Source organism: Vagococcus proximus (assembly GCF_029143285.1).
GTDB classification, from domain to species: Bacteria; Bacillota; Bacilli; order Lactobacillales; family Vagococcaceae; genus Vagococcus_D; species Vagococcus_D proximus.
In genome coordinates this window covers 60,226-84,806 of the sequence record NZ_JAPDSH010000004.1, presented here as the reverse complement: position 1 = coordinate 84,806, position 24,581 = coordinate 60,226, and the positions used below count along the sequence as shown (strand labels likewise).

Sequence of the window (24,581 nt, the reverse complement as noted above, 5' to 3'; positions counted from 1 at the left end):
CGTTTTTTTATGATTCTATCCCAAAACTCCCAACATACGTTACAACTCCTGAAGTGTCTGCTAATGCTCCTGGTACCAATTCTTTTATCATATAGTACTCTTTTGGAACCTCTAATGGAGACTCTACACCGAAATCAGCCGCTTTTGTATACCCAAAACGACTATAATAAGCAGGATCACCTAAGATACTAACGGCACGATACCCCATCATGATTGCCCGTTTTTCAAGTTCAGCAATAATAGATGCTCCATAACCTTGACATCGCTCTGATTTCTTCACTGCTAAGGGAGCCAGAGCTAAGAAGCCTTTCTCCTCACCTATAGCAATATCACTTAACATGCCATGTGCTATAATTTCGCCATCTTTTTCGATAACCAGTTCAAACTCCTCATCATACGTTGGCTCTTCTCTTAACGCTTCAACTAATACATCTTCATTAGCTTCTGGATCCGTTTCTAAAAAAGCATTATGAATAACTGACTTTGCCCCATCAAAATCTTTAGGTCTAATCGTTCTTGGCATTTTTATCATTCTCTCCTTTTTGCGGACGACGTATATCTATAGCGCCACCCTTTGCATTTACTTTAACCTTCACATTGGGATTACTATTAACCGTACCTGTTGCAAGTCCTTCATGGTTCTTTAATTTTTCATCAAAGTCAGTGGAAATAATTCCTTTTTCTCCCTTTCCTTCATATGAAAAAGCGAGTTTCTCTGGAAGTAATAGTTTCACCTGACCTTTTTGAGAATCAAGTGTAAGTGCATCTTCTAGTTCTTTAAAATTCCCAATCACACTGCCCTCATCCACTTTAATAGTAGCTGAACCTTTGATATTACCGACTTTGATATCACCTTGATTTGCGGAAAGAGCTAAACGTCCCTCTGTTTCCTTTGTTACAAAACTTCCTCTCACTAAATCAACATCCAAGGTATTCGATTGAACAGTATCAAACTTAAAACTTCCCTGACTTGCTTCAAAAGTAGCATCTGATACAGCTAAATCGGTTGCCTCTAAATTACTTTCTTCTAATTTAAATGACACATCATTTGTTTTAATACTATCTGCAAACACCAGCTTACTTTTTTGAGAGGTTACTGCTAGTGTATTTCCCTTAAATTTACCCTCAACTTCAAGATTACTGTTTTTCAAGTCTATGATAACGGACTTGAGACTATCTTGACCTACGTTTATAGTGACCGTATCATTTTTCTTTTTTGTAACTTGTGTTAACACAATTGCCAATTGATCCTTATCATCATACATTTGAACAACTGATTTTTTACCCTCAATCGAAAAAGCTTTCGGGTCTTTCTCATTCACTTTTAACGTCACATCAACACCAATTGAATTAACTAATAACTTTTTGTTAGTCTCTTCAACTTTTAGAGTCGTTGTACTTGTTTCTTTGACTGTTGTCTCGTGGGAAGGTTCATGCTTATCTGCGACCATCTCAGTACATCCCGTTAGTCCGAGAATAAGGCTACTCAAAATAAGCAGAGACATTACATGCTGTTTTTTTGCCATATTTCTTTGTTCTCCTAACTATTTTTATAATTTAAGTATACCTTAATTTTTTTTAGATTCAAAATAATGACTATTATTTGACTAATTTTTTAAATTTAGATAAACTAGACTAGCTAAAGATTATATTGTTATATAAAAGGAGCCCTATGAAAACTCAAATCATTGATGCCTCAATCCAATACTTAATTAATAATGAACTAGAAAGCTTTACAATAGAAACGGCAGCCAAAGAAGCCGGCATTACTAAAAGCTGTTTACTTAAACAATTTCAATGTAAGCAAGAGTTGTTAGATGCTATTGCCTTACAGATATTCGAAAATTTCAAAAAACGTATGCTGTCCCTAACAACCAGACAATGCAGACCTCTAAATCCCATTCAAGCCTTCTTACATACGGCACAAGAAGATATTTTAAATGGCGAACAATTTGGAATCACCTGCACTATTATGAAAAAAACACCCGAACGTTTCAAGGAAATGTATGCCGAACTAATGGATGGTCTCTATAAAGATACAGATCTTAATGCTGACACAATAACATTTATTAAATCAGTTGTAGGTGGCCTTTATTTTTCTCGTTATTTAGATCTCTATCCTATTAGTGATAAAGAAATCAAACAGCTCAGTAATCGCTTGTTAAAAGTGAGTCGAACAGATGAGCCTATTGATAACATATAAAAAGAACCAACCTATCATATTAATAGGTTGGTTCTTTTTTTTGATTAGTTTTAATGAAATCTGTTAATTCAGGTGAAAATTCTTTCTTTGCATCAGCTTTATTCTCCCATTGATATGCTTTTTCTTCCTTTGTGTCATACGTATAAAAATAGTTTAACATTTGATTTGGTTTATTCTCACTGACTTGAAGTGTTTTTGAATCCCTAAAATTATAAACAATAGCAATATCTTCTACGTTTTTAGAAAAATTATCTGAAAACTGAGAAAGCGGCATTATAGGGGCATCACTTTCACGCCATGCGGCAAACAAACGTGCAAACTCATCAATTTGTAAGCCATCTTTTTCAAGTGGTTTCGCATTAACATCAAACTTGACCACCTTTACTTTGTCGACATCTGGGTACTCGCTTGAAAGGGCAACCCAGTTATCCTTTTGAACACCTTCAAGATATTTACCAGATTCTTCAAGCTTGCCTTTTTCATTTACTCTGAACATACCAATTTTATTTGATGTACGAGTTGATATCATATCAACATAGACTAAACTGTCCTCTCCTACACGAACTTCTAGCTCGTAAGCTGGGACATTAGAACTTGTACTGTATTGTTTTTCTAAAGCTAAAGTTACCCATTTTTTCACCTGACTCTCAGATAACTGCGCTTTTTTTACTTTTTTTTCTTTAGAAGGTACCACCTTTTTATCGTTCTTTTGTTTAGAGACTATTTTATCAGGTTCTTTTTTAAATGACGGAAAGTTAATCCCTTGTTTCATAATAAGATAGTACGCTCCACCTGCTAAAACAGCTACACCAATAAGAATTGCAATTATCTTTTTACGACGTTCTTCTTTTTCAATCCCTGTCAACATCTCTTGTAAGGCATTTTTAACTGCTCTATCTGATGCAAGGGCCATTTCAAGTTTTAATAAACTTTTTTTATCTCTCGTTTTTTTCTGATTGATAATCATAGCTAAGCGTTCGTAATCTTTAACTTGGCTGTTTGTCGATTCATCATCTTTATAATCTGTCATCTTGTTCACAAATACCCCTTTTTATGTTTTATTTATTAAATATAACACAAGAAGTACAAAAAAATTGCTCTAAAACAAAGAAAAAGAACATATTTTTATAAGTATCAAACAATATTTTGGAATAAAGAATCCTAACCATACTTTTTGAATTTAAAAATCAAAAAACTCTTAATAGTCTTATGACAATTCTTTTGATAAATATAACACGAGGTCATCATTATTTTGACACGGTTCATTCATCTCACAATTGATATTATTAAACCATACACCTGAACCATCTGGAACGTAACCTCGCTTAACGTAAATACGCTGAGCAGGACCGTAGCCCTTATGAAGTCCTACTCCAAGGGTGATGATTGTAGAAAAAGCTTTAGCAGAACACTCTGCTTTATCTAATAACTGTTTGCCAACGCCTTGCTTTTGAAACTTTTCAAATACATTAAAATCAACAATTTCAGGATACTTTCCTTTAAAAGGGCCTTCTTTTGCTAGAGGCACGACTGTTACATATCCCGCAACATTCCCTCTAAATAAGGCAACATAAACCTTTCTCTGTTTCGCTTCTTGTTCTTTCAGATAATTAGATAGAACCTCACGACGAGATCCCCACCCTTGTTGAATAAATTGTTCATCAATATCTCTACAATCACTTTCGATCATTTTTCTTATCGCAATATCCACTGACATTTACTCTCACCTTTTTCGACTTTTTTACTCACTATCACTCGTATCATAACATAATCTGTCTACGCTTTATAAAGCAGAACAGACAAAAAAGCTTGAACCTATTGTCTTAAAAATAGGTTCAAGCTTTTTAAATTTAGTATCACACTGGACCTTAGCGACTTCGTTGGTTCATATGATACTGTGCACGTTCTAAAATCTCATCTGAAATTAACATCTTCTTAGCCAACCAAAGTCCATTACTCTGCCCTACTTCGTTCATCAATAGTTGATAAAGTGGCTCTAGTGTTTCAATATTAAAAGCCATGGCTGCCGTAACAAAATGAGGTTCTTTGATTGCAAATTCTTTGATTTCCCCATAGTGCGTTGAAGCAACGACAATCGCTCCTTTATCAATCATATAGTCAAGCATCGCCATTGCTAACGCTGCCCCTTCTGACGGTTCTGTTCCACTTCCTATCTCATCTACCAATACAAGAGAACGCGTATCAGCGATGTCAAGAACCTGTTTCATATTAGACATATGACCAGAAAAAGTACTCAATGCATTATCTATATCTTGATAGTCACCAATATCAACAAGAACATGATTAAACGTGCTGATTTCTGTCTCTTTCTCTGCTGGCACATGGATACCTACCATTGTCATTAAGGTTAATAAACCGATTGTTTTTAACACAACGGTTTTTCCTCCAGAGTTAGAACCTGTAATAACGAGTCCTCGATGTTCGCCACCTAATTCCATTGATAAAGGAACGGCTTTATTTTTCAATAACGGGTGTCTCGCATTAACTAGCTTAATCACACCTTGATCATTAATTCTTATTTTCTCACCCTCAATCTCCAAACTGTATGTCGCTTTAGCTGTAATTTCTTCTAGTTTGAAGACAATTTCAGTATTATCTTTCATCTGTTTCAAGCAACTTGCAATTTGCTCTGAAAAATCAGCAAGTACTTCATACACTATCATAATTTCTTCAGCATGCGCTTCTTGTAATTTTTCAGTTAAAGATTTTGTATTATCTAATTCGACATACACCGTTGAACCTTTAGCTGATTCAGATACCACTCGCCCTGCTACACTCGTCTTAAATGAACTTTTCAGCGGAACTGTCAAGCTCCCATTCTTTTCAACCACCATAAATTCTTGTATTTTAGACTTATTACTTGGGCTATTAATAAATTTATAAAGCTTGTCCCTTATCGCACTTTGGTAGTTTTGAGCACGTTGTCTTGCTTTCTTCAACTTACTCGATGCTTCTGATGATACTTGATTATTCTTGATTGCAACGCTTAGTCGTTCTTCCAATTCATTGAAGATAACTATTTTTTTGCAATAGCTTGATAAAATAGGTGACTGTGTTTCTCTTTTTTCAAAAAATTGTTTTAGCTGCTTAATAGATCGTAAAAAATCTTCTACATCATGTAATTCTTTTGGATCTAAAACATAGCCCTCTTCCACTTTTTCAAAAATCCTATCAATTCGTTGACTCATCATGAAGGGAATACTTTGATTATCCTTTAAAATTTCTAAAGCTTCACCTGTTTCCGCTTGTAACTGCCTTACCTTTTCCAAGTCGCTAGTAGGTTCTAAACTAAGCAGGCGATCTTTGACCGTTTGACTCGTTGCAAATTCACTTATTAGTTCTTTTATCACATTAAATTGTGTGTGTTCTTCCGTTTGTTTATTCATTTTCTATTCTCTCTTTCTTAGAGAGATACCTGCCTTGTAACAAATCAACTAAAATAAAAGAGAGCGCGGCTATAACGCCCCACTCTCTTGGATTGAATTCTATATCGTGCACAAATAAACCTTATCTGAAACTAATCGACAAGCTTCTTTTTAAGTGCAGTACTGACAGAATATCTCAAACTAAACTAATGGGTACACTAAATAACCCTGTTATGTTAACAGTTTTATTTATTAATTAAGTTTATGGTCTTAGATACTGTTCGTACTCAAAAAGTTCACTCATTTCCTAGTAAGTTGATTTGTTAATGTTAGTTTAGCAAATTCAGACTCCTCTGTCAAAATAGTATGTTAACACTCTTTCCCATATAATCTAATATCTTCATTGGTGTCTACTTCTTGGACTAACGTTACAAACTCCCACCCATACCTTTCGTATAAGCCTTCATGGTCAGTAATCAAATAGACCTTGCTAATTCCTTTTGAACTTAGATATTTTTCGATTTCAGACAGTATTTTTTCTGATAATCGTTGTCCTCGATAGTCTTCTTCCACATATAACGCACAGATGTTAGGCGTTAAATCTGGTCGATTATGGAAATCATTTTCAATCACACCCGCACCAGCAATAATTTTTTCATCCTCTAATGCAACAAACCAACTAGGAATCAGCCCTTCTGATTGAATACTTTCTAAATAGATTAACTCGTCAATCTCCCACTTACTTGCAAACCACTTAGCTGCCTCATTTTGTAACATAGGATACTCACTTAATTGAATAATTTTAATTGTCATATGTCCCTCCTTACTTACCTAACGTGGTAATGTATTTTTCTAATGTTTCAAAAAACAAACTCGCATGATACCCATCAGCCACCGCATGATGACAACGAAGCGATACTTTTAATACCACTTGTTCTCCCTCAATAACATACTTAGAAAACGTAATAATCGGTGAATAAAACGATTGGTCTTCCACTTCTATTGAAAAGGAGTCATAGTCTAACCACGGTAAACATGAGATAGTCAACGTATTTTCAACATAATTTTTTTGAGGAAATAAGCTTGTTTGATTTTTATATCTCGATTTATCTTCTTGCATTGACTTTACAAAAGCTAGCAGATCCTCTTGATAAGGCGTCCAGATATTACTAAACGTTTTAGTCCTCTCATTAAAAATCGTATAACTAGGATGTACGTCATCCCAATACCCTAGCACGCCCTTATGGTACCCCATTCTTAATTCAGGAATATCATTGGCTGTCTTTGTCAACACATACAACATTATCCCGTAAAAAGATAAGTCGTATTGATTTTTCACCTCTAAAACTTTTGTAGCTTCAATCTTTTTTGTGAGATTGAATGAATTTCTTGCCTGAGTTGAAAAATAGTTAAAATGCTCTTTTCTAACCCATGTTTCTTTCTCTATTTTATTAAACATTAACCATCGCTCCTTAATTTTTAGTTCAAAATTAAAGAGCTACTTTCCTTGTTCTAATCATCGTTATCCTCAACATTCTTTTCTAATAGTTGCGGTCTTGTCCTGTTTTCCAATCTTCTGGAAGAAGGTCCCTTAATGTAACACATTTCCCTTCAGCCACTTCCATTTGAGCATCTTTATTTGAACTGTCACACTGTGTTAATAGTTCACGACAACGTCCGCACGGTGGCACTGGTGTTCCTGTACCATCAATCGCTACACACGCAACGATTTTATTTTCACCCGCTTTTAGCATCTCTGCCACTGCACCATGCTCGGCACAAAAACCTAAAGAGCAAGCTGAATCTATGCTAATTCCTGTATAGATATTACCATCTGCTGTCAAAAGAGCTGCAGCAACCGACCCCACCTCAATAAAATCATTCACTTCTCTACGACCTACGACCTCACTTGCCGCTTTCTTTAAGTCTTTAAACATCTCATCACGTCCACTCTATCATTATTTAAGAATAAGTATACAACATATCGCGAGAATAAAACTACCCTTTCTTGATCTAGTCAGATAGCAAATAATAGTTGCAAAAAAAATGTTTGACTATAAACTGGATACAAACGTTTAAATAGAGGAGTAAGCTATGACTAATTATTTTAAATGGGGGTTCACCCAAAGAATTATCAACTATGTATAGGAAAGGAGATGATAAAAAAAACAAATTGAAAGAAGGAACTATTATGTTAAACAATTACCTAGCAACACACTCAGACCACGACTTAATTTTAGACATTTGGGAGAAATCGGCAAAAGCGACGCATGCTTTTCTTAGCCCCGATGACTTAGACTTTTATAAAGAACAAATACCTAACTTTCTAGACCATGTAGAATTACGAATCTGGTCAATTGATAAGTCTCCCATTGGCTTTAGCGGAACAAGTGGACAAGAATTAGATATGCTCTTCCTTGATCCAGAAAAAATTGGTGGGGGTTATGGTCATCAGATTTTAACTTGGTTAATTGAAACTCAAAACATTACGAAAATCGATGTTAATGAACAAAACAGTCGTGCAAAAGACTTTTATTTAAAACACGGATTTAAAGTTGTTTCAAGAAGCGAACGCGATGGATTTGATAAACCTTATCCTATTTTACATTTAGAAAGATAAAATCAAAAAGTGCCTACTCGACTGAGTAGGCACTTTTTTTATTACTCAACTAATGCTACCACTAACTATTTGGTTAATCAGGATCGTATAGTAAATCAATAGCGGCTGATAATTTCATTCAACTTCTCTAAATAGGTGGCCTTCAATTCATCAGGGTATTCAATAGTAATATTTTGACCAAATGATAATAAGTAATTTATCATATAATTTAATTCTTCCTTGTTATATCCTCCGATGATATAAGGGATATTTTCAATCATCTCTAGCTTCATATTTGGATAATTATTTTTTTTGAATGTTTCTTTTCCACTATCAGTCAGACGACATCTAAAGCGAATATCGTGATAGATTTCCTCATACTCATTTTGGATAGTTTTCAATTCAGTTTTGTCTAATTCTTCACCTGTTGCCTCAAGTATGACCACTTCTTCCATACAATCACACCTGAATGTTCCCCATTTCCCATTTAACCTGTCAAAGGCACTTACAAACCAAATACCATTTCGATAAAACAACTCTAGGATTTGTATTTCAATTATATCATGTTCAAACTGTCTATAATGTGCACGAACTACTCTATCTTCCAACGTAGCTTCTAAAATCTGATCTAAATTTTTCAAATCATTAATTGGGCCAACATTATAATAATGAATCACATCAAGAGTACGAGAAATCATATCTTTTCGTTCATCAGACAAAGTAGCGAATAACTTTTGCCTTATTTGTGTATATGATTTTTTAAATGGTGTAGAAGAGAGAACATCCAATGCTTTTAAGGAAAAGAAAATAGCCTGAATCTCTTCACTGTTAAAATAAACAGGGACTAATGACCCTTGATTAATTAGTTTATACCCACCATGACGGCCATTTTCAGCATATAACGCTAATCCCATAGACTCTAATTCTTCAACATCTCGTAATGCAGTCCTTTTGGAGATACCAAATTCTGACTGTAGGTCTTTTAATTGAAATGAATATTTATCACTTAAAAAGATAAGCTCTTGATTTAATCGTTCTGATTTTTTCAATTCTATCCCTCCAAAAAGGTGACTTATTCTGGCACCTTTTTATTTTATACTTAGTTTATCAAAAGAAAAGGAGCATGTATATGCAAACATTAATTATTAACGCACACCCCGATTTTAAAAATGACTATAGTTTTTCATCTAAACTACAACAGTTATTCTTAAAAGAATTCTCTAAACGTTTTCCTGAAGAAAAGCCTACTGTTCTAAATTTATATGATCAACCTATTCCTCGAATTGAAACGGATCAGTTACTTGGTATTTGGAATAAACAAAGAGAAGGTCTTGAGCTAAACTCTTTTGAGAAAGAAATTTATAGCACTTCGGCTAATTTACTCACTCAATTTAAAGAACACCATCGAATTGTTATTGTTTCACCTCTTCATAACTTCAATATAACCTCTCGAATGAAAGACTATCTTGATAATATTTTAATAGCTCGTGAAACTTTTAAATACACAGAAGATGGCTCTGTTGGATTGATGACTGATGATTACAACGTTTTATTACTTCAAGCCAGTGGTTCCATTTACACGCTAAATGACCGATATACACCTTTAGAATTTTCTCACTATTATCTAAAAGAAATGTTTCAAGAGATTATGGGCTTTAATAAATTTGATATTGTTCGCGCTCAAGGAACTGCCGTATTGGATTCTGAAGCTATTTTGAAAACAGCTGAATCAGAGATGACTGAAGCAGTCACAAATTTTTATACACCTTCAAAATTATAAACAAACAATTTATTATAGTGACTCATTTGCATCTAGTAATAGATCCATTAAATAAAAAGTCGGGAACCATTTAGAAATAAGTGGGTCTGCCTTTTTATAAATCAAGAATTCCTACTCAAATACTCGTTAATTTTTGAGTAGCTGTATCCTAATTTAATTTACCTCTTTTTTAAACCTTTCTATTTGATTCCAATCTTCCACTCTATTATCATAAATACTAGGTATTTTAAAATCAAACGGCTGACCCCGTCATTTGAAGGAGAAAAAAATGAAAATCGAACGTATGCTAACCATAATAGTCATGTTACTTAATAGAAATCGTGTCACAGCTAATGAACTGGCTGAAAAATTTGAAGTGTCGATTAGGACGATTTACCGAGATATTGAAACAATCAATTTAGCTGGTATTCCTATCATTTCTCATGCTGGAAATAATGGTGGATTTAGCATTTATGAGGATTATAAATTAAATAATCAAGTTCTAACTCTTAATAATCTGACCTCCCTACTTTCTGTGCTTAAGGATATTAATTCTACACTTAACGATAGTGAGCTAGATTCCTCTATAGAAACGTTACAAACAATCGTTCCTGACAATAAAAGTGACAATCTCCATCTTGAACAAATCATCATAGATTTGCATCCGTACGGAGACTCTCCCAGTCAAAAAGAATTAGTGAAGACCATAAGAAATGCTATTAAAGAAACACATTTGCTAACGATAGACTATCGTAATTATGATAATGTCACAAGCCAAAGACAAGTCGAACCGATGTCACTTATTTTTAAAAATTACACCTGGTATTTATTTGCTTACTGTCAGTTAAAAGAAGACTTCAGAACCTTTAGAATATCCCGAATAGCGGAGGCTCAGTCTGAGAATCAATCCTTTAACCGTCGTAAAAAATCCTATCACGAAGTTAGACAATTATCCAACGAGCAAACACCCCTAACAACACTGATTTTAAAAATCTCACCCATCATGAAAGCGCGTGTGGAAGATGTTTTTAATAAAGAAGATATTACCGTGTTAGACACTGGAGAATTCTTGGTCACCGCTACCTTACCTGACCAAGACTGGCTATTCTCTCTTGTCTTTGGCTTTGGCGACCATATTGAGGTCTTAGAGCCACAAGAATTTCGGCAAAAAGTGGCAGCAAAACTCAGCTTAATGTCTGGAAAATATAATTAATTGAATTTTCTATCTCAAACCTGACATACTACTGTCACAGCTACATGATACTATTATTTTGTAAGACAGTTTTAGTATATTTAGGAGGCTATTAACATGACAAACACTAATGAATTCCCAACATCAACACTTATTTCCGTTAACGAAGTAGAACTAGAAATTTTCGAAGCGGGTGATAAAAATAAAAACCAACCTATTATTCTGTGCCACGGTTGGCCAGAGCATGCTTATTCTTGGAGACATCAAGTCGCTCCTCTTGTAGAAGCAGGTTATCACGTTATTATTCCTAACCAACGTGGGTATGGACAATCATCTTGTCCAAAGGAAGTCACAGCCTATGATATTGAACATTTAACAAACGATCTTGTTGCCCTATTAGATTATTACAACTATGAAGATGCGATTTTTATGGGTCATGACTGGGGTGCTAGTGTGGTGTGGAGCATGGCTTTATTACACCCGACACGCGTTCGTAAAATGATTAACTTATCATTGCCTTATCAAGTTCGTGGAGAGCAACCGTGGCTTGATTTTATGGAAGAATTCTTTGGGGACGATTATTATTTTGTACACTTTAACAAACAACCTGGTGTTGCAGATGCCATATTAGATGACCATGCCTCACAATTTATGACTAACTTATATCGAAAAAATAACCCTAGTCAAGGGTATAGTGATGGGATGCAAATGATTAATTTAGCTCGTGCAACAGCAACGTTAGGCGAACCTGTTATGAGTGAGCAAGGCCTAGATGTTTATATCTCAAGCTTCAAGAAAACAGGCTTCACGCCAAGTATTAACTGGTATAGAAACCTGAATCGTAATTGGGATATATTAGGAGAAGTGTCCCCTATCGTTCACCAGCCAACCTTAATGGTATACGGCGAGAAAGATATCATCCCACCTCTTCCCAATATAAAAGATTTTGTACCCAATATTGATGTGGCAGCGTTGGATGCTGGACACTGGATTCAAGAAGAACGACCTAACGAACTTAACAAACTAATAATGGAGTGGTTAGAAAATGAATGATAGTCTATTTTTTACAAATCAAGCAGACTTTATTGAGTGGTTAACTGCTCACCATCAAACATCTAATGAACTATGGGTTGGATTCTATAAGAAAAAAACGAAGAAAGTCAGTCTTACTTGGCCCGAATCAGTGGACTGCGCCTTGTCCTTTGGTTGGATTGATGGGATACGACAAACCATTGATGATGAGAGTTATAAAATTCGCTTTACACCTCGTAAACCTAACAGTGTTTGGAGTAAAGTTAATGTCGAAAAGGCTCAAAAATTAATAGAGCTCAATCAGATGAGACCTGAAGGTTTGGCTCTTTTCAATCAAAGAAAAGACCAAGCTGGTTATTCTTCCGTTGATCGGAACGTTGCTCTTGCAGAAAACTACCTGGATGAAATCGAAAAGAACCCACTGTCCTGGGAATTTTACAACCAACTCCCCCCTGGTTACAAAAGAGATTCTATTTGGTGGGTAATGAGTGCCAAAAAAGAAGAGACTCAAATAAGACGGCTGAATCGCTTAATTGAGGCATGGGCAGAAAAAGAGATGCTTAGACCTTAGAGTTTTAAGATATCGGAAGACATATAAACAAAAAACTATCAAAATTAATTGATAGTTTTTTTAATACTCTGATAGGATTAAAAGCACTAGATAACCAGTAAAAGAATTATACGCAATTATAGTAGTTCGTCACATAAAATCAAATCTTTTTCTTACGTCGTAGTTCGACGATCTGCTTTTCCATTCGTTCCATAGTTTGGTTGAAATCTGTATAAAATACTTGAAAGACTCGCGAACTGGCGTAGTATTTTTTTGCGAGTTGTTGTTTATTAACCGGTCTACTTTCATCTTCAAAAAACTTTCCTAGGACTACAAGTACTTCTTGCCATGATTGTAGCTGTTCCCATGTATCATGTAACTCATAAATATCTTGATGGGTTATTTCTTTGATTGCTTGATTATTTTTGGTATGACTCATTGCCTTCACTCCTTATTAGTTTGATATACAAAATAGCTGTATTCACACTTAATTACGCAAAAATCCCACAAAATCGCTAAGTTTGTGGGATTGGTCTTACTCTCAAACAATAAAAAGCCATGAACATTTTCTCGTTCATGGCTTGCTTCTATTCTATCTATCACTAAAACTTACCCAAAAAGTTTTTAGTTGATTTTATGATTTGAATACATTTAATAGTTCATCATAGGTTTTGACTTGTTTTAGGCGAGCCACTCGTTCGACGTCACCTAGTTTGCCTGCGAGTTTTGCTAGCATTCTTAAATGTGTCGTGGCATGCTCTTTATCTCCTGGTATGGCAAATAGGAAGATAAAGTTTACAGGCTGGTTATCGTAGCTTTCCCATTCAATTAGCTTGGTGTTGCGTCCGATAGCAATCGCTGGTTTGATGACACCATCAGATTTACCGTGGGGAATAGCAATACCATCGCCCATACCTGTGATGCCTAAGACTTCTCGTTCGTAGACTGTGACGATATAATCGTCTTGATGGCTGAGCACGCCATGTTTATCTAAAAGATCTGACAAATGAGCGATTGCTTCTTCCTTTGTCTCAACTGCCATATCTAAATCAACAAGTTTCACGTTAAAAAAATCATCAAAGGATAACTCGACTTCTTTCGGTTCTGATTGATTATTCATGTCCATTATAACCTGTCTTTCCGTATCCGTATCGTCCGCTAGAGCCAATCACTCTCATATAGTCTTTCACAAATTGTTTTAAGTTTGCTTCAACAGTCATACTAATCGCTAGATAATCCATCTTTTTTGAATCAGATAAACTCTCTGCCATCGTTTGAACACAGTGACTAAAGGCATCGGTACAGACGTTGATTTTATTAATGCCACAAGCAACGGCTTGTTTTAAATTCTCTTCTCCAGCTCCAGAACCGCCATGCAATACTAAAGGCATGTCTAATTCTGCTTTTAATTGAGCCAACCGTTCAAAGTCTAACTTAGGCACTTTTCCTTTTGGATAATCACCGTGAGCTGTTCCTACCGCCACTGCCAAAGCATCGACTCCTGTTCTTTCGACAAATTCTTTGGCTTGGGCAACGTTTGTTAGTAGATCTTGGTCCAAATCATCCCCATCTACGGCTTGCCCTACATGACCTAACTCCGCTTCTACGGAACAGCCCACGCTATGAGCGACACTTACGACAAGTTCACTTTTAGCCACATTCTCTTCAAATGACAGAGATGAGCCATCAAACATAACATTCGTGAAGCCAGCTTGGACAGCCGCTATAATATCCTCATAATTTGTACCATGATCGAGGTTAAGCGCTACAGGGATACTTGCTGATTCGGCTAAGTTTTTGACGATTGGTGCTAGGTCTTTCATTGAGGCATGTTGTTTGATTTGATTGGGTCCCATTTGAATAATAATTGCTGACTTCTCTTCTTCGGCGGCTTGAATTCCTGCACGAACCATTTCTAAATTGATACTGTTCATCGCCATAACGCCATAACCGTGCTGGTTGGCATCGTCTAGTATTGCTTTCATTGACACTAACATGTTGACACTCCCTTTTCTTTAGGTAAACTCAATATCAAACTCTTCTTTTAATTCTGCCTCAATAATTTCTTCACCTTCAATGGTTTTCTTCTTAACAATGGCATAGGTTATTCCTGTGACAAAAGACCCAACGATTAAAGCAAACATAAACCACAACGGCTTCGTCATCATTGGAACAATAAAGATACCACCATGTCCAGCAACTGATTCACATCCGACTCCTACTGCAATCGCACCTGCAACTGCCGAACCTGCCATCGAACATGGAATAACACGTAGTGGGTCGCGTGCTGCAAAGGGCAACACACCTTCGGTAATAAAACATAAGCCCATTGGTAAGGCCGCTTTTGCTGTATCAAGTTCGACACTGTCATATTTACGACGTGCTAAGAGTGAGGAAATAAAAATCCCGATAGGTGGGGTCATCCCTCCTACTATCTTCGCCGCCATTGGGCCATTAATCCCATCTGCTCCTAGTGCATTCGCTGCAAGTGAGGCGGTTTTATTGACGGGTCCACCTAAGTCAAATCCCATGCACGCTCCAATAACTGCACCGATAACTGATTTGGCACCACCATTTAGAGCAATAATCCAATTTTGGAATGCCTCCATAATGTAGTTCAGTGGAACGGAAAAGATGCCTATAAATATAAGACCGCTTACAATTGTGCCTATTACTGGAATAATCATAACTGGCATTAGCCCTGCCATGACTTTTGGCATCTTCCATGTTTTCATCCAATTAATAAAATGACCGACAACAAATCCCATTAAGAGTCCGCCTAAAAAGCCGGCTTTGGATTGTGTTGCGGTTTAGCCGATAATGAGTCCTGGAATAATAGCGGGACGTTGGGCAATTGAAAAGGCAATCCCTGCTGTCATAACGGCAACAGAAAAGTCCATAGCGTAGGTGCCTAGTTGATTAACTGACCACCAAAAGCCTGTCCAAGTAAAGGGATCAAGATTACTAAACGGGGTAACGCCTGCTTCGACGGCGCTGCCGATATCATAGCCTCCAAATCCTTTAGCCAGTGCTCCTAAAATCCCACCACAGACGATGATAGGAATCATAAAGGAGATGCCGGTCATGACATGTTGTTTAATAATAATTTTTTTCTTTTTTGCCATGTTATTACTTCCCTTCTTCGAGTTTTGACGCAACCTTTTTCAAAAACTCTTTTGGTGAGCGCATCACCATACTGATGGGAACATTAACAATGGGTTTGCCTTCAAATCGTGATTTATCAATGCTGACATCGGCTGCGATAATCACTACATCCGCTTGTTTGATGTCTTCTGCTGTCAGTAAATCATCGACTCCGATTGAGCCTTGTGCTTCAACCTTTGCTTCAAATCCTAATTCTTTTGCTGCTGTGTCTAGCTTTTCCTTTGCGATATAAGTGTGCGCAATTCCTGTGGCACAGGATGTTACACCAACAATTTTCATACAACTCGCCTCTTTCATTTTCACTCGAGTATCGGACAATTGACAATGTTGTAAAACGATTGGCGGCCAGTAACTGACAATAAAAAAGTAAGAAATAAATCACCGTCAAGGCTAAAAGAACGCAAAAAGAGAGGCTGAACAAGTATCTGTCCAACCTCTCTGACATAGTTAAATAAGGCTCCGCCCTACTGGATAAAACATGTCTTTTCGTTCGCTAAATAAACTTTAAAAAGCCCATAAAAACAAGACAAAAATCGTTTACATTTTATCCAGTTGGTGTTAGCATTAACTATGGCAAGCTTGATTGGGTCAGAGTGTTTCATTCTGTTGACCTGAGCAAGTCCTCACGATTCCCGTCGTGAGGTGCCATTTTTTTATGCGATTTATTTCTTATGGGGTAATTGTAGTGCTAAAGCATACGAAAAGTCAAGGAAAAAAATCCCTAATGTGGATATATTTGTATTATAAAAAGGAGGTAGTATTTTGAAGCGTAATAATCACTATGTTCCAAAAACTTATTTAAAACAATGGGCTAACAACAACAAAATTTATGAATATAATCTTTTGGTTTCTCATGAAAACTTCCCTAAATGGAATCAGGTCTCTATTTCAAGAACTTCAAGCCTCGATTCATTATATCTATATTTTAATGAAGGTGAACTTACTGATGAAATGGAAGATTTTTTTTCGACAGAATTTGAAATGCAATATAGCTCGTTTATCGACAAAATAAATACTTATTATATTTTAGATAACAAGGATAAAGAATATATTTCAAAACTTGTTGCAAGCCAATACATTCGAACTCTAAAAGGTTTTTCTCGTATTCAAAAAACAGTGATAGATATCTTTCCTGATATTATCGAAGAATTGGCAATATCTATAACACAAGAATTTGAAACAACTAAAACATTACGAGATAATGATAAAGTAAATTTAAAATACGATAAACTCCTCCCTTTGAATATCGATATTCAAAAAGAAGATGAGAATAATCCCTTCATAAACGTACAAACCGTTGCTGGTAAGTCAATGTGGTTATTTGGCATAAAACATCTTCTTACTTCTACCTATAAAACCTTAAATAAAATTTCTTGGTGTATCTATGATTCACCTAATAATTTTGAATGGGCCACTTCTGATGATCCTGTAATTTTTTTAAACTTTTATAATAAAAATAATTATCATTTTGATGGTGGCTGGGGGACAGATAATACAAATATTATTTTTCCGTTGTCTCCAACTAAATTATTATTCGCAACAGTGGGTCAATCGACTCCGCTTTATCAAAAAGCCTCTCAGTCTTTTGCTGAAGAAATACAAAAGTACATTGTAGAAAGTGCATACTCTAAAGTATATTCACGAACTAATATAAACAAAATAACGAAAATACGCAAACGTCGTGTAGACGAGGAAGAATTTAAGAAGTTTCATAATTCACTAAAAAATTTACATAAAAATTATTTAGAAGAAGAAGTACCTCTTTTAAATAATTTTTAGCATATGAGCAAAATTACATCTTACACCAATTTCAACTCTTCTTGAATTAAAATTGAGATAAAAATAAGACCTTAGAATTTGTATTTTCACAGTCCCCATTTCATATAACAGAGAAAATTAAAAAACTAACCCTCAAAAGACTATTTTTACAGTCTTTTGAGGGTTTTTATTATTCTATCGACTCACTGTTAAATAAACCATCTACTGGTGTATCCAGTGTCTTTGCTAACTTGAACGCCAACTGTAAGGTTGGATCATACTTATTATTCTCAATAGCATTTATCGTTTGACGACTGACATTACATTGTTTTGCTAGAGTGTCTTGCGATAGACCTAATTCTTTTCTAAGCTCTTTAATTTTGTTTTCCATTTATTATCCAAACTTTCGCTTATTATGAACTAGTGAAATATAAAATACAATCGCAGCTACTGTCAGATAAATAAAACTTGATGTATTTTCTACTGGTGCATCTGGATTCATAAAGACCCTAACTATTTTCTCGATGATATCCACAACCAATAGACCCATTATTATCCCAAATGTTGAGGTAGCAGATTTCTCAATAATCATAACCCTTCTTTCATCACCCATTACAGATAATGAAATAAACATTTTAACTATTAAACCGATTGCTACCACGATAAATAACAGAAATATACCTACTAATAAAAGTTCCATTCTAACACCCCTTTGTCAAATATGTTTTACATTTTAATTTAACTACAGTTACCACGAAATGTAAAGACCTTTTGACATTTTTGCGCTAAAAAAGACCACAAACATCTTTAAACGTTTGCGATCTTCATTATTTATTTAAACATACCACTCATCTCTAGTATCTCTTTTGCAGATGTCACGGTCGCCTCAGCTATTGTTTTACCTGTATTTTCTAAATAACACTTAACCACATGATACCCAATAGTGTAGCCAGCGTTTCGTGAGACACCTACTGGCAAGTAGCCCATACTTTTAGCCACCTCATCACCGTACATATAGGCAGCCACTTGTTCAAAGCCTTTGACCTCTAAATTATCTTTAAATACTTCCGTCGTATACGCCATCTCTTCCTCATCATACTCACATACCCACGGCCCTCTGTTTTCTATACCGTATAGTGATTCGGCAAAGACCTCCGCTAAGCCTTCAATCACGATATACTCCCCGACTGTCACATCACCATGATTAAAAGGCTCATGGGTAAATCTAACATTATGATTAAACTCATGGGCTAAGGCTGACTTTAATTTCGTTCGATTAAAGGCGTTAGGCACCACGATTAATAAGATATAGCCCGGAATACCACCAAAGCCACTGTAACCCTCACTCGCCATTAAAATCGTATTCTCGTCGTCGCCCAGTAAGATATTAATTACCACTTCATCCAAAGGAATCATGTAGTTAATTTCTTCAAACTTCTGTCTAGCATGTTTGATAACCTCAGTCGCTTCCTCATAAATCCCCGTTGCTAGCAAGTCTTTATAAGACTCCCTAATATTGTCACAACTCTTTCTAGGTGTCCAAATCCCAAGCATCTCTGATGCCATTACCACATCATACCCGCCTGGCATTTTCGCTGTCATTGGAGCGTTGAGATATTCCCACATTTCCTTAACGGGCGCCATAACCTCGTATTTAAATTGATCCTCTGTGACAGCCTCTGTACATGCTTTAGTATAAAACTGTTGCGTGTCTACTAGTGTTATATTCATACTATCTCCTCCTCGTGTTTATCATAAAGGGTGACGCAACGAGAAGGTCAAGGGAGAAATCATAAGAGTAGATAAGTTATGCCTCGCAAAAAAGGACAATGAGCTAAATATCTCATTGTCTTTTTTTATCTAATCACTAGTTAGCTAATCGATAATAAGTACCTTTTACTTCTTGATCACTTTCAATAACTAAATAGTTCTGGTTCTCATTTGGATAGTAAGTTGTAGTCATAGTTTTCTCTCCCTGGTTAATAAAGATTTCACAGGTTGATTGATCAATAAATATCGTAAATTCTACTGAATGACCTTTAGTAATCTCTACTTTCCGCGTATAGCCGTAATCTGAATTCAATGGGTAGTCTGTCGAACTACGATCAAGACTTACGGTCCCATTTTCAGTATCATAGTCTAAAATTAATGCTTTTTCGCCTAATTCATCCGAAAACAAAGCAATTTCTCCTTTACTTTGATTAGGAATTTTAAACTGTAATTCATAACTATTTTCAGTTTGTATCACTAATGTTTCTTTTGCTGAAACAACTAAATTTTCTTGAGATTGTCGTAATAACTTGGTTTCCTCGACAGGATACTGATAGAGTTTTCCTTCATTAATTGTGAGCTCTTTTATCAAACTCAAACTATGAGCCCAGCCTTCTTGAAAAGTGGGATACTCCATTTCCGGTAATCCAATCCACCCTACACTTAAACAACGTCCATCTGGCGCACAAAAGGCTTGTGTCGCATAGAGGTCAAAACCTTCATCAAGTAACTGTTGCTGTTCAGAGTGTTGTAACAGATGGTCTTCTTTTGAATAATTATCTGCAAGTATATACGTATTCGGGTACACATTTTGATAATCGACAGTTTTTTTATCTAATCCTTGGGGACACAGCAGTAGCACTGTTTTATTTTCAATAAAAAGTAAGTTAGGACATTCTACCATAAAACCTAAATCCTGATTAATTTCTAAAGGCCCCAAATTTTTCCATTGTTTTAAATCATAACTTTCAAAAAACAATACTTTACCTTTTTGATCATCCGTCTGACCGCCAATTACCATTAAATACCTGTCTTCATATTGAATAATTTGGGGATCACGGAAATGCATAGTAAATCCATTAGGCGGCTGATTGATTAAAGGTAATTCAATTCTCTCTAAATCCCCCTCTTTCGTTAACCACGCCCCTAATTGATAACTATGACGCTCCCAAGAATCATCTCTAACATTACCTGTATAGGCAAGAAATAACTTTTCATCAACAGGTATCGCACTACCAGAATAAACACCGTGAGACTCATAGCTCATCTCTGGTTCAATGGATGTTTTTTCTGATTCCCAGTGTATCAAATCAATGGAGCTAAGATGAAACCACGATTTCAAGCCATGGGTTGGTCCAAAAGGAAAGTGCTGATAAAATAAATGCCACTTACCATTAAAAAAACTAAAGCCATTAGGATCATTCAGTAGTCCTGTTTCCGGCTGAATATGATAGTTCAAACGCCAATTTGATTGAGTCACTTGCTCTTTTAATTTTTTTATATAACTATCTGGCCATTCTTTATAAGGTCGATAACGTTCAGTTGTTGTCCACTCCACCTTTATCACCTACGCTCCTAAGATTGGCAAAACATAATCTTCTTCATAATCTAAACCAGTGATGGCTTCTTTTGAATTCGTAATAATCACCATTACTGTTGTATCTTTCCCTTTTTCAACAATCATATTCAAGTCAACTGATCCCATAATCTGACCTTGTTGAATAGTATCACCGACTTTAATTGTTAAATCATAAGGCTCTCCATTTAATTCTACAGTATCAATCCCTATATGTAAGAGTACTTCTAAACCATCTTCTGTGATTATACCTATAGCATGTTTAGTTGGTGCAATCATCTTGATAGTACCATTAAATGGTGCTTTTATTGCACCATCAGTTGGTAAGACAGCAAATCCTTCACCCATCATTTTACTAGAAAAAACAGGGTCATTAACTTCTGTAATTGGAATTATTTGACCTTGAATAGGCGAATAAATTTTATCTGTTTGACTTTCGCTTTCTTCTACAACATTTTCTAAATCATGTTGATCTTTTTTTACTACAAAAAGATTAGTTAGGATAAAGGCTAATATAAATGTACCTATCCCTACTAACACATAAGTAACCACTTGGTAACGTTCATAAATATACATTAATGGTGATAATAACACGGCAAGCCCATAGCTATTAGCTTGGATACCTAATAGCGATAATACCATCCCTCCTACTGCAGAACTACATAACATAACCATAATCGCTTTCATTCCTGTTCGCATGACAACTCCAAACAATGCTGGTTCACTGACGCCTAACATTTGTGTTACCGTTGCTGAAATGCCAGCCGTTTTAACAGATGAATTTTTAGTTCTTAATGCAATTGCCAAGCAGACAGCAGCATTTGCAAACCCATACATCGCACATACTGTAATCAGTGGATTAAATCCTGTAGAAGCGATCAGTGAGGTCTCAATCATTATAAACATATGATGCATTCCTGTCATAACTGCAATCGGATACAAAAATCCAATGATTAATCCGCCTATACCTAAAGGTAAGTGTAAGAACATTTCAATTACTTTAACTGCCTGCCCTTCAAATGCATGAACGATTGGTCCTAAGATAAATAGCGCTGTAAAAACAGAAACAAAAATAACTAGGAATGGGGTAAAAATCAGATCCATTGCATTAGGCATTACTTTTCGTAATTTCTTTTCTAATGTAGCACCAAGCATCCCTGTTATTAGTGCTGTTAAAATAGACCCTTGATATCCTACAAGTGGAATCATTCCGAAAGCCATAATAGGTTCAGCTGTTCCACCTGCTACTGCATAAGCATTAGGCAAAGCCGGTGAAACTAACATTAAACCGACTAAAAAACCAATAATAGGCAAGCCACCCATTTTTTTAAATGCTGACCAACAAATAAATGCCGTTAGAAAGCCAAATGCCGTATCTGTCAAAACGGTGACTGAAGCATTTAACCATTCCGGAATACTTTCCATTGTTAAACCCATTGTACCTAATACTGTTTCGTTAAATAGCACGCCTTTTAATCCAAGAAATAAACCAGTAGCCCCTAAAATTGGAATAATTGGTACAAAGATATCAGCAATATTCCGAACAGCTCTTTGAAGTGTTGAAGAATCGTCTTTTGCCATCTGATCTTTCGACACTTCACTAAAGGAATAGATAGTTTGTAAGGAATCGTAGACTTTATTTACGATTCCTGTTCCTAAAATAATTTGGTATTGTCCAGCATTATAAAATACACCTTTGACTTCCTCAACCTGTTCAACTTGTGTATCATCAATCGCTTGACGGTCCTTCACTTGTAAACGTAACCGTGTCGCGCAGTGCGTTGCGGACACGATATTATCTTCTCCAATAATTGAGACCAATTTTTTTGCAATAGCTTCATAATTTATTTTAGTCATGACTGCCTTCCTTTCTAATAACGATGGCTTGATAAGGTTGTAATTCACAAATATTTTCTAACTCAGAATACGTATTAAGTAATACTTCTCCTGATGCCTTAATTTTTTGAACTTGATTACTTAAATTAACAAATATTTGAATTGTTTCTTCTCCTAAACGCTCATAAGCAATAACATCATCTGCTGTATCCAATGGTGAAAAACTACCGTAAATTAACGTTTCACGGTAAGGTGAATGGTTCCTTAATTGAATCATTTCCTTATAATATGAAAAAATCGAATCTGATCGATCAATTTGATCTTCAGCATTAATTTCAGATTGATCACCAACTAATTTTAACCATGGCTCTGATGATTGACTAAACCCAGCTCGTTCCGTATCGTCCCACTGGAACGGTGTTCGTGTATTATCTCTCGAGCGTTGATTAACAAAACCTAAAGCTTCCTCTTCTGAAAAACCTTCTAACATTGAGCGGTGGTAGTTATCAATACTTGAAACATCATTAAAATCGTCTATTGTTTCTCGTTGGAAATTCTTCATTCCAATTTCTTGTCCTTGATAAATAAAAGGCGTTCCTCTTAAGAAGAAAAATAACGTGCCTAGTGCTTTTGCACCACTTTCATTTTGATAACGACTATCCGTAATATACTTCGATAGAGAACGAGGTTGATCATGATTTTCTAAGAAATTTGCCCCCCAGCCACTTGCTTGAACGGCTTCCTGACTTTTGAACAATAACTCTTTAAAATCTTTCGGTTGCCAATTTGTTCGACGGAACCATTCACTACCATTTTCCACGTCAATATCCGCATAATGAAAATCAAATATCATATTGAAATAACCATCTGAGCCAATATACTGATCATACTGTTCGTACGGCACTCCTGGTGCCTCACCGACACTAACACATTCATAATTTTTAAACGTTTTGTCATTTAATTCTGCTAAGAACGTTTCAATACCTGGACGATTTCTTGTTTTATGCTTAACACTACCTAAACCATCACTTCCATCAGGCGTCACATCCCCATAGTCTTGGTCTTTTTTTATGAATGTGATGGAATCAATTCTAAAACCAGTAAGACCTTTTTCTAACCACCAATTAATCATCTCGTAAATTTCAGCTCTTAGATTAGGATTTTCCCAATTCAAATCAGGTTGCCTCTTATCAAAAGTATGAAAATAATACATATTTTCTTCATTCGGTACTTTCTCCCAGACACTTCCACCAAAAATTGAACGCCAGTTATTCGGTGTAGTTCCTTCCTTACCTTGTTTAAAGATATAATAATCACGGTATGGACTCTCTGGACTACTTAAAGCAGATTGAAACCATTCGTGTTCATCTGAAGAATGATTAACAACTAAATCCAAAATTAATTTTATCCCTTTTTCCTTTGCAGCGCTAATCAGTTCTGTTAAATCTTCCATTGTTCCAAATTCTTTTTGTATACCTTTATAATCCGCTATATCATAACCATTATCAACCATCGGCGACGTGAAAATCGGACAAATCCATAGCATGGTTACACCTAAATCAGCTAAATAATCTAATTTTTTAGTAATTCCTTTAATATCCCCTATACCATCATCATTACTATCATAAAAACTTTTTGGGTAAATTTGATATACGACTTCCTCTTTCCAAAATTGTTTTTCTTCTAGTTCCACCATTTGATTCTTTAAATTACTAGTCATATTCTTCTCCTTTCTTTGTGGTATCGATACCACAT

At 35.7% G+C, this 24,581-nt stretch carries 28 protein-coding genes; 7 read left to right on the top strand and 21 right to left on the bottom strand.

Annotation, left to right across the window (positions count from 1 at the left end; all coding sequences use genetic code 11):
• Positions 1-7: 7 nt before the first annotated feature.
• A complete protein-coding gene (locus OL233_RS06540; protein WP_275471534.1) occupies positions 8-523 on the bottom strand; it encodes a GNAT family N-acetyltransferase in 516 nt (171 codons plus the stop codon).
• Positions 507-1,526: a DUF4097 family beta strand repeat-containing protein gene (locus OL233_RS06535; RefSeq protein WP_275471533.1), complete on the bottom strand. Its 1,020-nt coding sequence runs from the start codon at positions 1,524-1,526 to the stop codon at positions 507-509. Before OL233_RS06535 ends, OL233_RS06540 begins: the two co-directional genes overlap by 17 nt.
• 146 nt (positions 1,527-1,672) lie before the next feature.
• Here OL233_RS06535 and OL233_RS06530 point away from each other — a divergent pair, with 146 nt between their 5' ends.
• Positions 1,673-2,203 (top strand): TetR/AcrR family transcriptional regulator, encoded by a 531-nt coding sequence (locus OL233_RS06530; RefSeq protein WP_275471532.1) that lies wholly within the window; start codon positions 1,673-1,675, stop codon positions 2,201-2,203.
• A gap of 19 nt (positions 2,204-2,222) precedes the next feature.
• Here OL233_RS06530 and OL233_RS06525 read toward each other — a convergent pair whose 3' ends face one another.
• The 6 genes from OL233_RS06525 to OL233_RS06500 form a co-directional block, all read right to left on the bottom strand.
• A complete protein-coding gene (locus OL233_RS06525) occupies positions 2,223-3,233 on the bottom strand; it encodes a hypothetical protein (RefSeq protein ID WP_275471531.1) in 1,011 nt (336 codons plus the stop codon).
• 177 nt (positions 3,234-3,410) lie between these two features.
• Complete coding sequence (locus OL233_RS06520; protein ID WP_275471530.1) at positions 3,411-3,920, bottom strand: GNAT family N-acetyltransferase; 510 nt, start codon at positions 3,918-3,920, stop codon at positions 3,411-3,413.
• Positions 3,921-4,071: 151 nt separating this feature from the next.
• Complete coding sequence (locus OL233_RS06515) at positions 4,072-5,610, bottom strand: endonuclease MutS2 (RefSeq protein WP_275471529.1); 1,539 nt, start codon at positions 5,608-5,610, stop codon at positions 4,072-4,074.
• A gap of 348 nt (positions 5,611-5,958) precedes the next feature.
• Positions 5,959-6,402, bottom strand: coding sequence for a GNAT family N-acetyltransferase (locus OL233_RS06510; protein WP_275471528.1), 444 nt, complete (start codon positions 6,400-6,402; stop codon positions 5,959-5,961).
• Between the two features lie 10 nt (positions 6,403-6,412).
• Positions 6,413-7,048 carry a CatA-like O-acetyltransferase gene (locus OL233_RS06505; RefSeq protein ID WP_275471527.1) on the bottom strand — a complete coding sequence of 212 codons (636 nt, stop codon included), beginning with the start codon at positions 7,046-7,048 and terminating at the stop codon, positions 6,413-6,415.
• 82 nt (positions 7,049-7,130) lie between these two features.
• Positions 7,131-7,526, bottom strand: a complete 396-nt coding sequence (locus OL233_RS06500) for a cytidine deaminase family protein (protein WP_275471526.1) — start codon at positions 7,524-7,526, stop codon at positions 7,131-7,133.
• A gap of 236 nt (positions 7,527-7,762) precedes the next feature.
• On the opposite strand from OL233_RS06500, the gene OL233_RS06495 reads away from it, so the two are divergent.
• Positions 7,763-8,209, top strand: coding sequence for a GNAT family N-acetyltransferase (locus tag OL233_RS06495; protein WP_367618494.1), 447 nt, complete (start codon positions 7,763-7,765; stop codon positions 8,207-8,209).
• 95 nt (positions 8,210-8,304) lie between these two features.
• Here the strand turns inward: OL233_RS06495 and OL233_RS06490 are convergent, their stop codons facing one another.
• Complete coding sequence (locus tag OL233_RS06490) at positions 8,305-9,237, bottom strand: helix-turn-helix transcriptional regulator (protein ID WP_275471525.1); 933 nt, start codon at positions 9,235-9,237, stop codon at positions 8,305-8,307.
• 80 nt (positions 9,238-9,317) lie between these two features.
• On the opposite strand from OL233_RS06490, the gene OL233_RS06485 reads away from it, so the two are divergent.
• The 4 genes from OL233_RS06485 (at position 9,318) to OL233_RS06470 (ending at position 12,742) form a co-directional block, all read left to right on the top strand.
• Complete coding sequence (locus OL233_RS06485) at positions 9,318-9,968, top strand: FMN-dependent NADH-azoreductase (RefSeq protein ID WP_275471524.1); 651 nt, start codon at positions 9,318-9,320, stop codon at positions 9,966-9,968.
• 268 nt (positions 9,969-10,236) lie between these two features.
• On the top strand, positions 10,237-11,160 hold the full coding sequence (locus tag OL233_RS06480) for a helix-turn-helix transcriptional regulator (protein ID WP_275471523.1): 924 nt from the start codon (positions 10,237-10,239) through the stop codon (positions 11,158-11,160).
• Between the two features lie 96 nt (positions 11,161-11,256).
• Positions 11,257-12,192 carry an alpha/beta fold hydrolase gene (locus OL233_RS06475; RefSeq protein WP_275471522.1) on the top strand — a complete coding sequence of 312 codons (936 nt, stop codon included), beginning with the start codon at positions 11,257-11,259 and terminating at the stop codon, positions 12,190-12,192.
• A complete protein-coding gene (locus OL233_RS06470; RefSeq protein WP_275471521.1) occupies positions 12,185-12,742 on the top strand; it encodes a YdeI/OmpD-associated family protein in 558 nt (185 codons plus the stop codon). The genes OL233_RS06475 and OL233_RS06470 overlap by 8 nt, the downstream gene beginning before the upstream one ends.
• Before the next feature lie 139 nt (positions 12,743-12,881).
• On the opposite strand, the gene OL233_RS06465 is transcribed toward OL233_RS06470, so the two are convergent.
• From OL233_RS06465 to OL233_RS06440, 6 genes are all read right to left on the bottom strand, one after another.
• The gene (locus OL233_RS06465) at positions 12,882-13,160 is read right to left on the bottom strand and encodes a hypothetical protein (RefSeq protein WP_275471520.1); all 279 of its coding nucleotides are present in this window, start codon (positions 13,158-13,160) and stop codon (positions 12,882-12,884) included.
• 195 nt (positions 13,161-13,355) lie between these two features.
• Positions 13,356-13,841, bottom strand: coding sequence for a PTS sugar transporter subunit IIA (locus OL233_RS06460; protein WP_275471519.1), 486 nt, complete (start codon positions 13,839-13,841; stop codon positions 13,356-13,358).
• Positions 13,834-14,718, bottom strand: a complete 885-nt coding sequence (locus OL233_RS06455) for a class II fructose-bisphosphate aldolase (protein ID WP_275471518.1) — start codon at positions 14,716-14,718, stop codon at positions 13,834-13,836. The genes OL233_RS06460 and OL233_RS06455 overlap by 8 nt, the downstream gene beginning before the upstream one ends.
• Before the next feature lie 18 nt (positions 14,719-14,736).
• Positions 14,737-15,489 (bottom strand): PTS fructose transporter subunit IIC, encoded by a 753-nt coding sequence (locus OL233_RS06450; RefSeq protein ID WP_437184408.1) that lies wholly within the window; start codon positions 15,487-15,489, stop codon positions 14,737-14,739.
• 42 nt (positions 15,490-15,531) lie between these two features.
• Positions 15,532-15,807 carry a hypothetical protein gene (locus OL233_RS06445; protein WP_275471517.1) on the bottom strand — a complete coding sequence of 92 codons (276 nt, stop codon included), beginning with the start codon at positions 15,805-15,807 and terminating at the stop codon, positions 15,532-15,534.
• 43 nt (positions 15,808-15,850) lie between these two features.
• Positions 15,851-16,165, bottom strand: coding sequence for a PTS fructose transporter subunit IIB (locus tag OL233_RS06440; RefSeq protein ID WP_275471653.1), 315 nt, complete (start codon positions 16,163-16,165; stop codon positions 15,851-15,853).
• A 483-nt stretch (positions 16,166-16,648) separates the two neighbouring features.
• Between OL233_RS06440 and OL233_RS06435 the strand changes: the two genes are divergently transcribed.
• A complete protein-coding gene (locus OL233_RS06435) occupies positions 16,649-17,665 on the top strand; it encodes a DUF4238 domain-containing protein (RefSeq protein ID WP_275471516.1) in 1,017 nt (338 codons plus the stop codon).
• A gap of 169 nt (positions 17,666-17,834) precedes the next feature.
• On the opposite strand, the gene OL233_RS06430 is transcribed toward OL233_RS06435, so the two are convergent.
• The 6 genes from OL233_RS06430 to OL233_RS06405 all read right to left on the bottom strand — a co-directional run bounded on the left by OL233_RS06430 (position 17,835) and on the right by OL233_RS06405 (position 24,522).
• Positions 17,835-18,035: a helix-turn-helix transcriptional regulator gene (locus OL233_RS06430; protein WP_275471515.1), complete on the bottom strand. Its 201-nt coding sequence runs from the start codon at positions 18,033-18,035 to the stop codon at positions 17,835-17,837.
• 3 nt (positions 18,036-18,038) lie between these two features.
• The gene (locus tag OL233_RS06425) at positions 18,039-18,344 is read right to left on the bottom strand and encodes a hypothetical protein (RefSeq protein WP_275471514.1); all 306 of its coding nucleotides are present in this window, start codon (positions 18,342-18,344) and stop codon (positions 18,039-18,041) included.
• Positions 18,345-18,475: 131 nt separating this feature from the next.
• Positions 18,476-19,375, bottom strand: coding sequence for a DUF2268 domain-containing putative Zn-dependent protease (locus OL233_RS06420; protein ID WP_275471513.1), 900 nt, complete (start codon positions 19,373-19,375; stop codon positions 18,476-18,478).
• A 136-nt stretch (positions 19,376-19,511) separates the two neighbouring features.
• Positions 19,512-20,981 (bottom strand): sucrose-6-phosphate hydrolase, encoded by a 1,470-nt coding sequence (locus tag OL233_RS06415; RefSeq protein ID WP_275471512.1) that lies wholly within the window; start codon positions 20,979-20,981, stop codon positions 19,512-19,514.
• On the bottom strand, positions 20,982-22,847 hold the full coding sequence (locus OL233_RS06410; protein ID WP_275471511.1) for a PTS sucrose transporter subunit IIABC: 1,866 nt from the start codon (positions 22,845-22,847) through the stop codon (positions 20,982-20,984).
• The gene (locus OL233_RS06405) at positions 22,840-24,522 is read right to left on the bottom strand and encodes an alpha-glucosidase (RefSeq protein ID WP_437184409.1); all 1,683 of its coding nucleotides are present in this window, start codon (positions 24,520-24,522) and stop codon (positions 22,840-22,842) included. The genes OL233_RS06410 and OL233_RS06405 overlap by 8 nt, the downstream gene beginning before the upstream one ends.
• Positions 24,523-24,581: the final 59 nt, after the last annotated feature.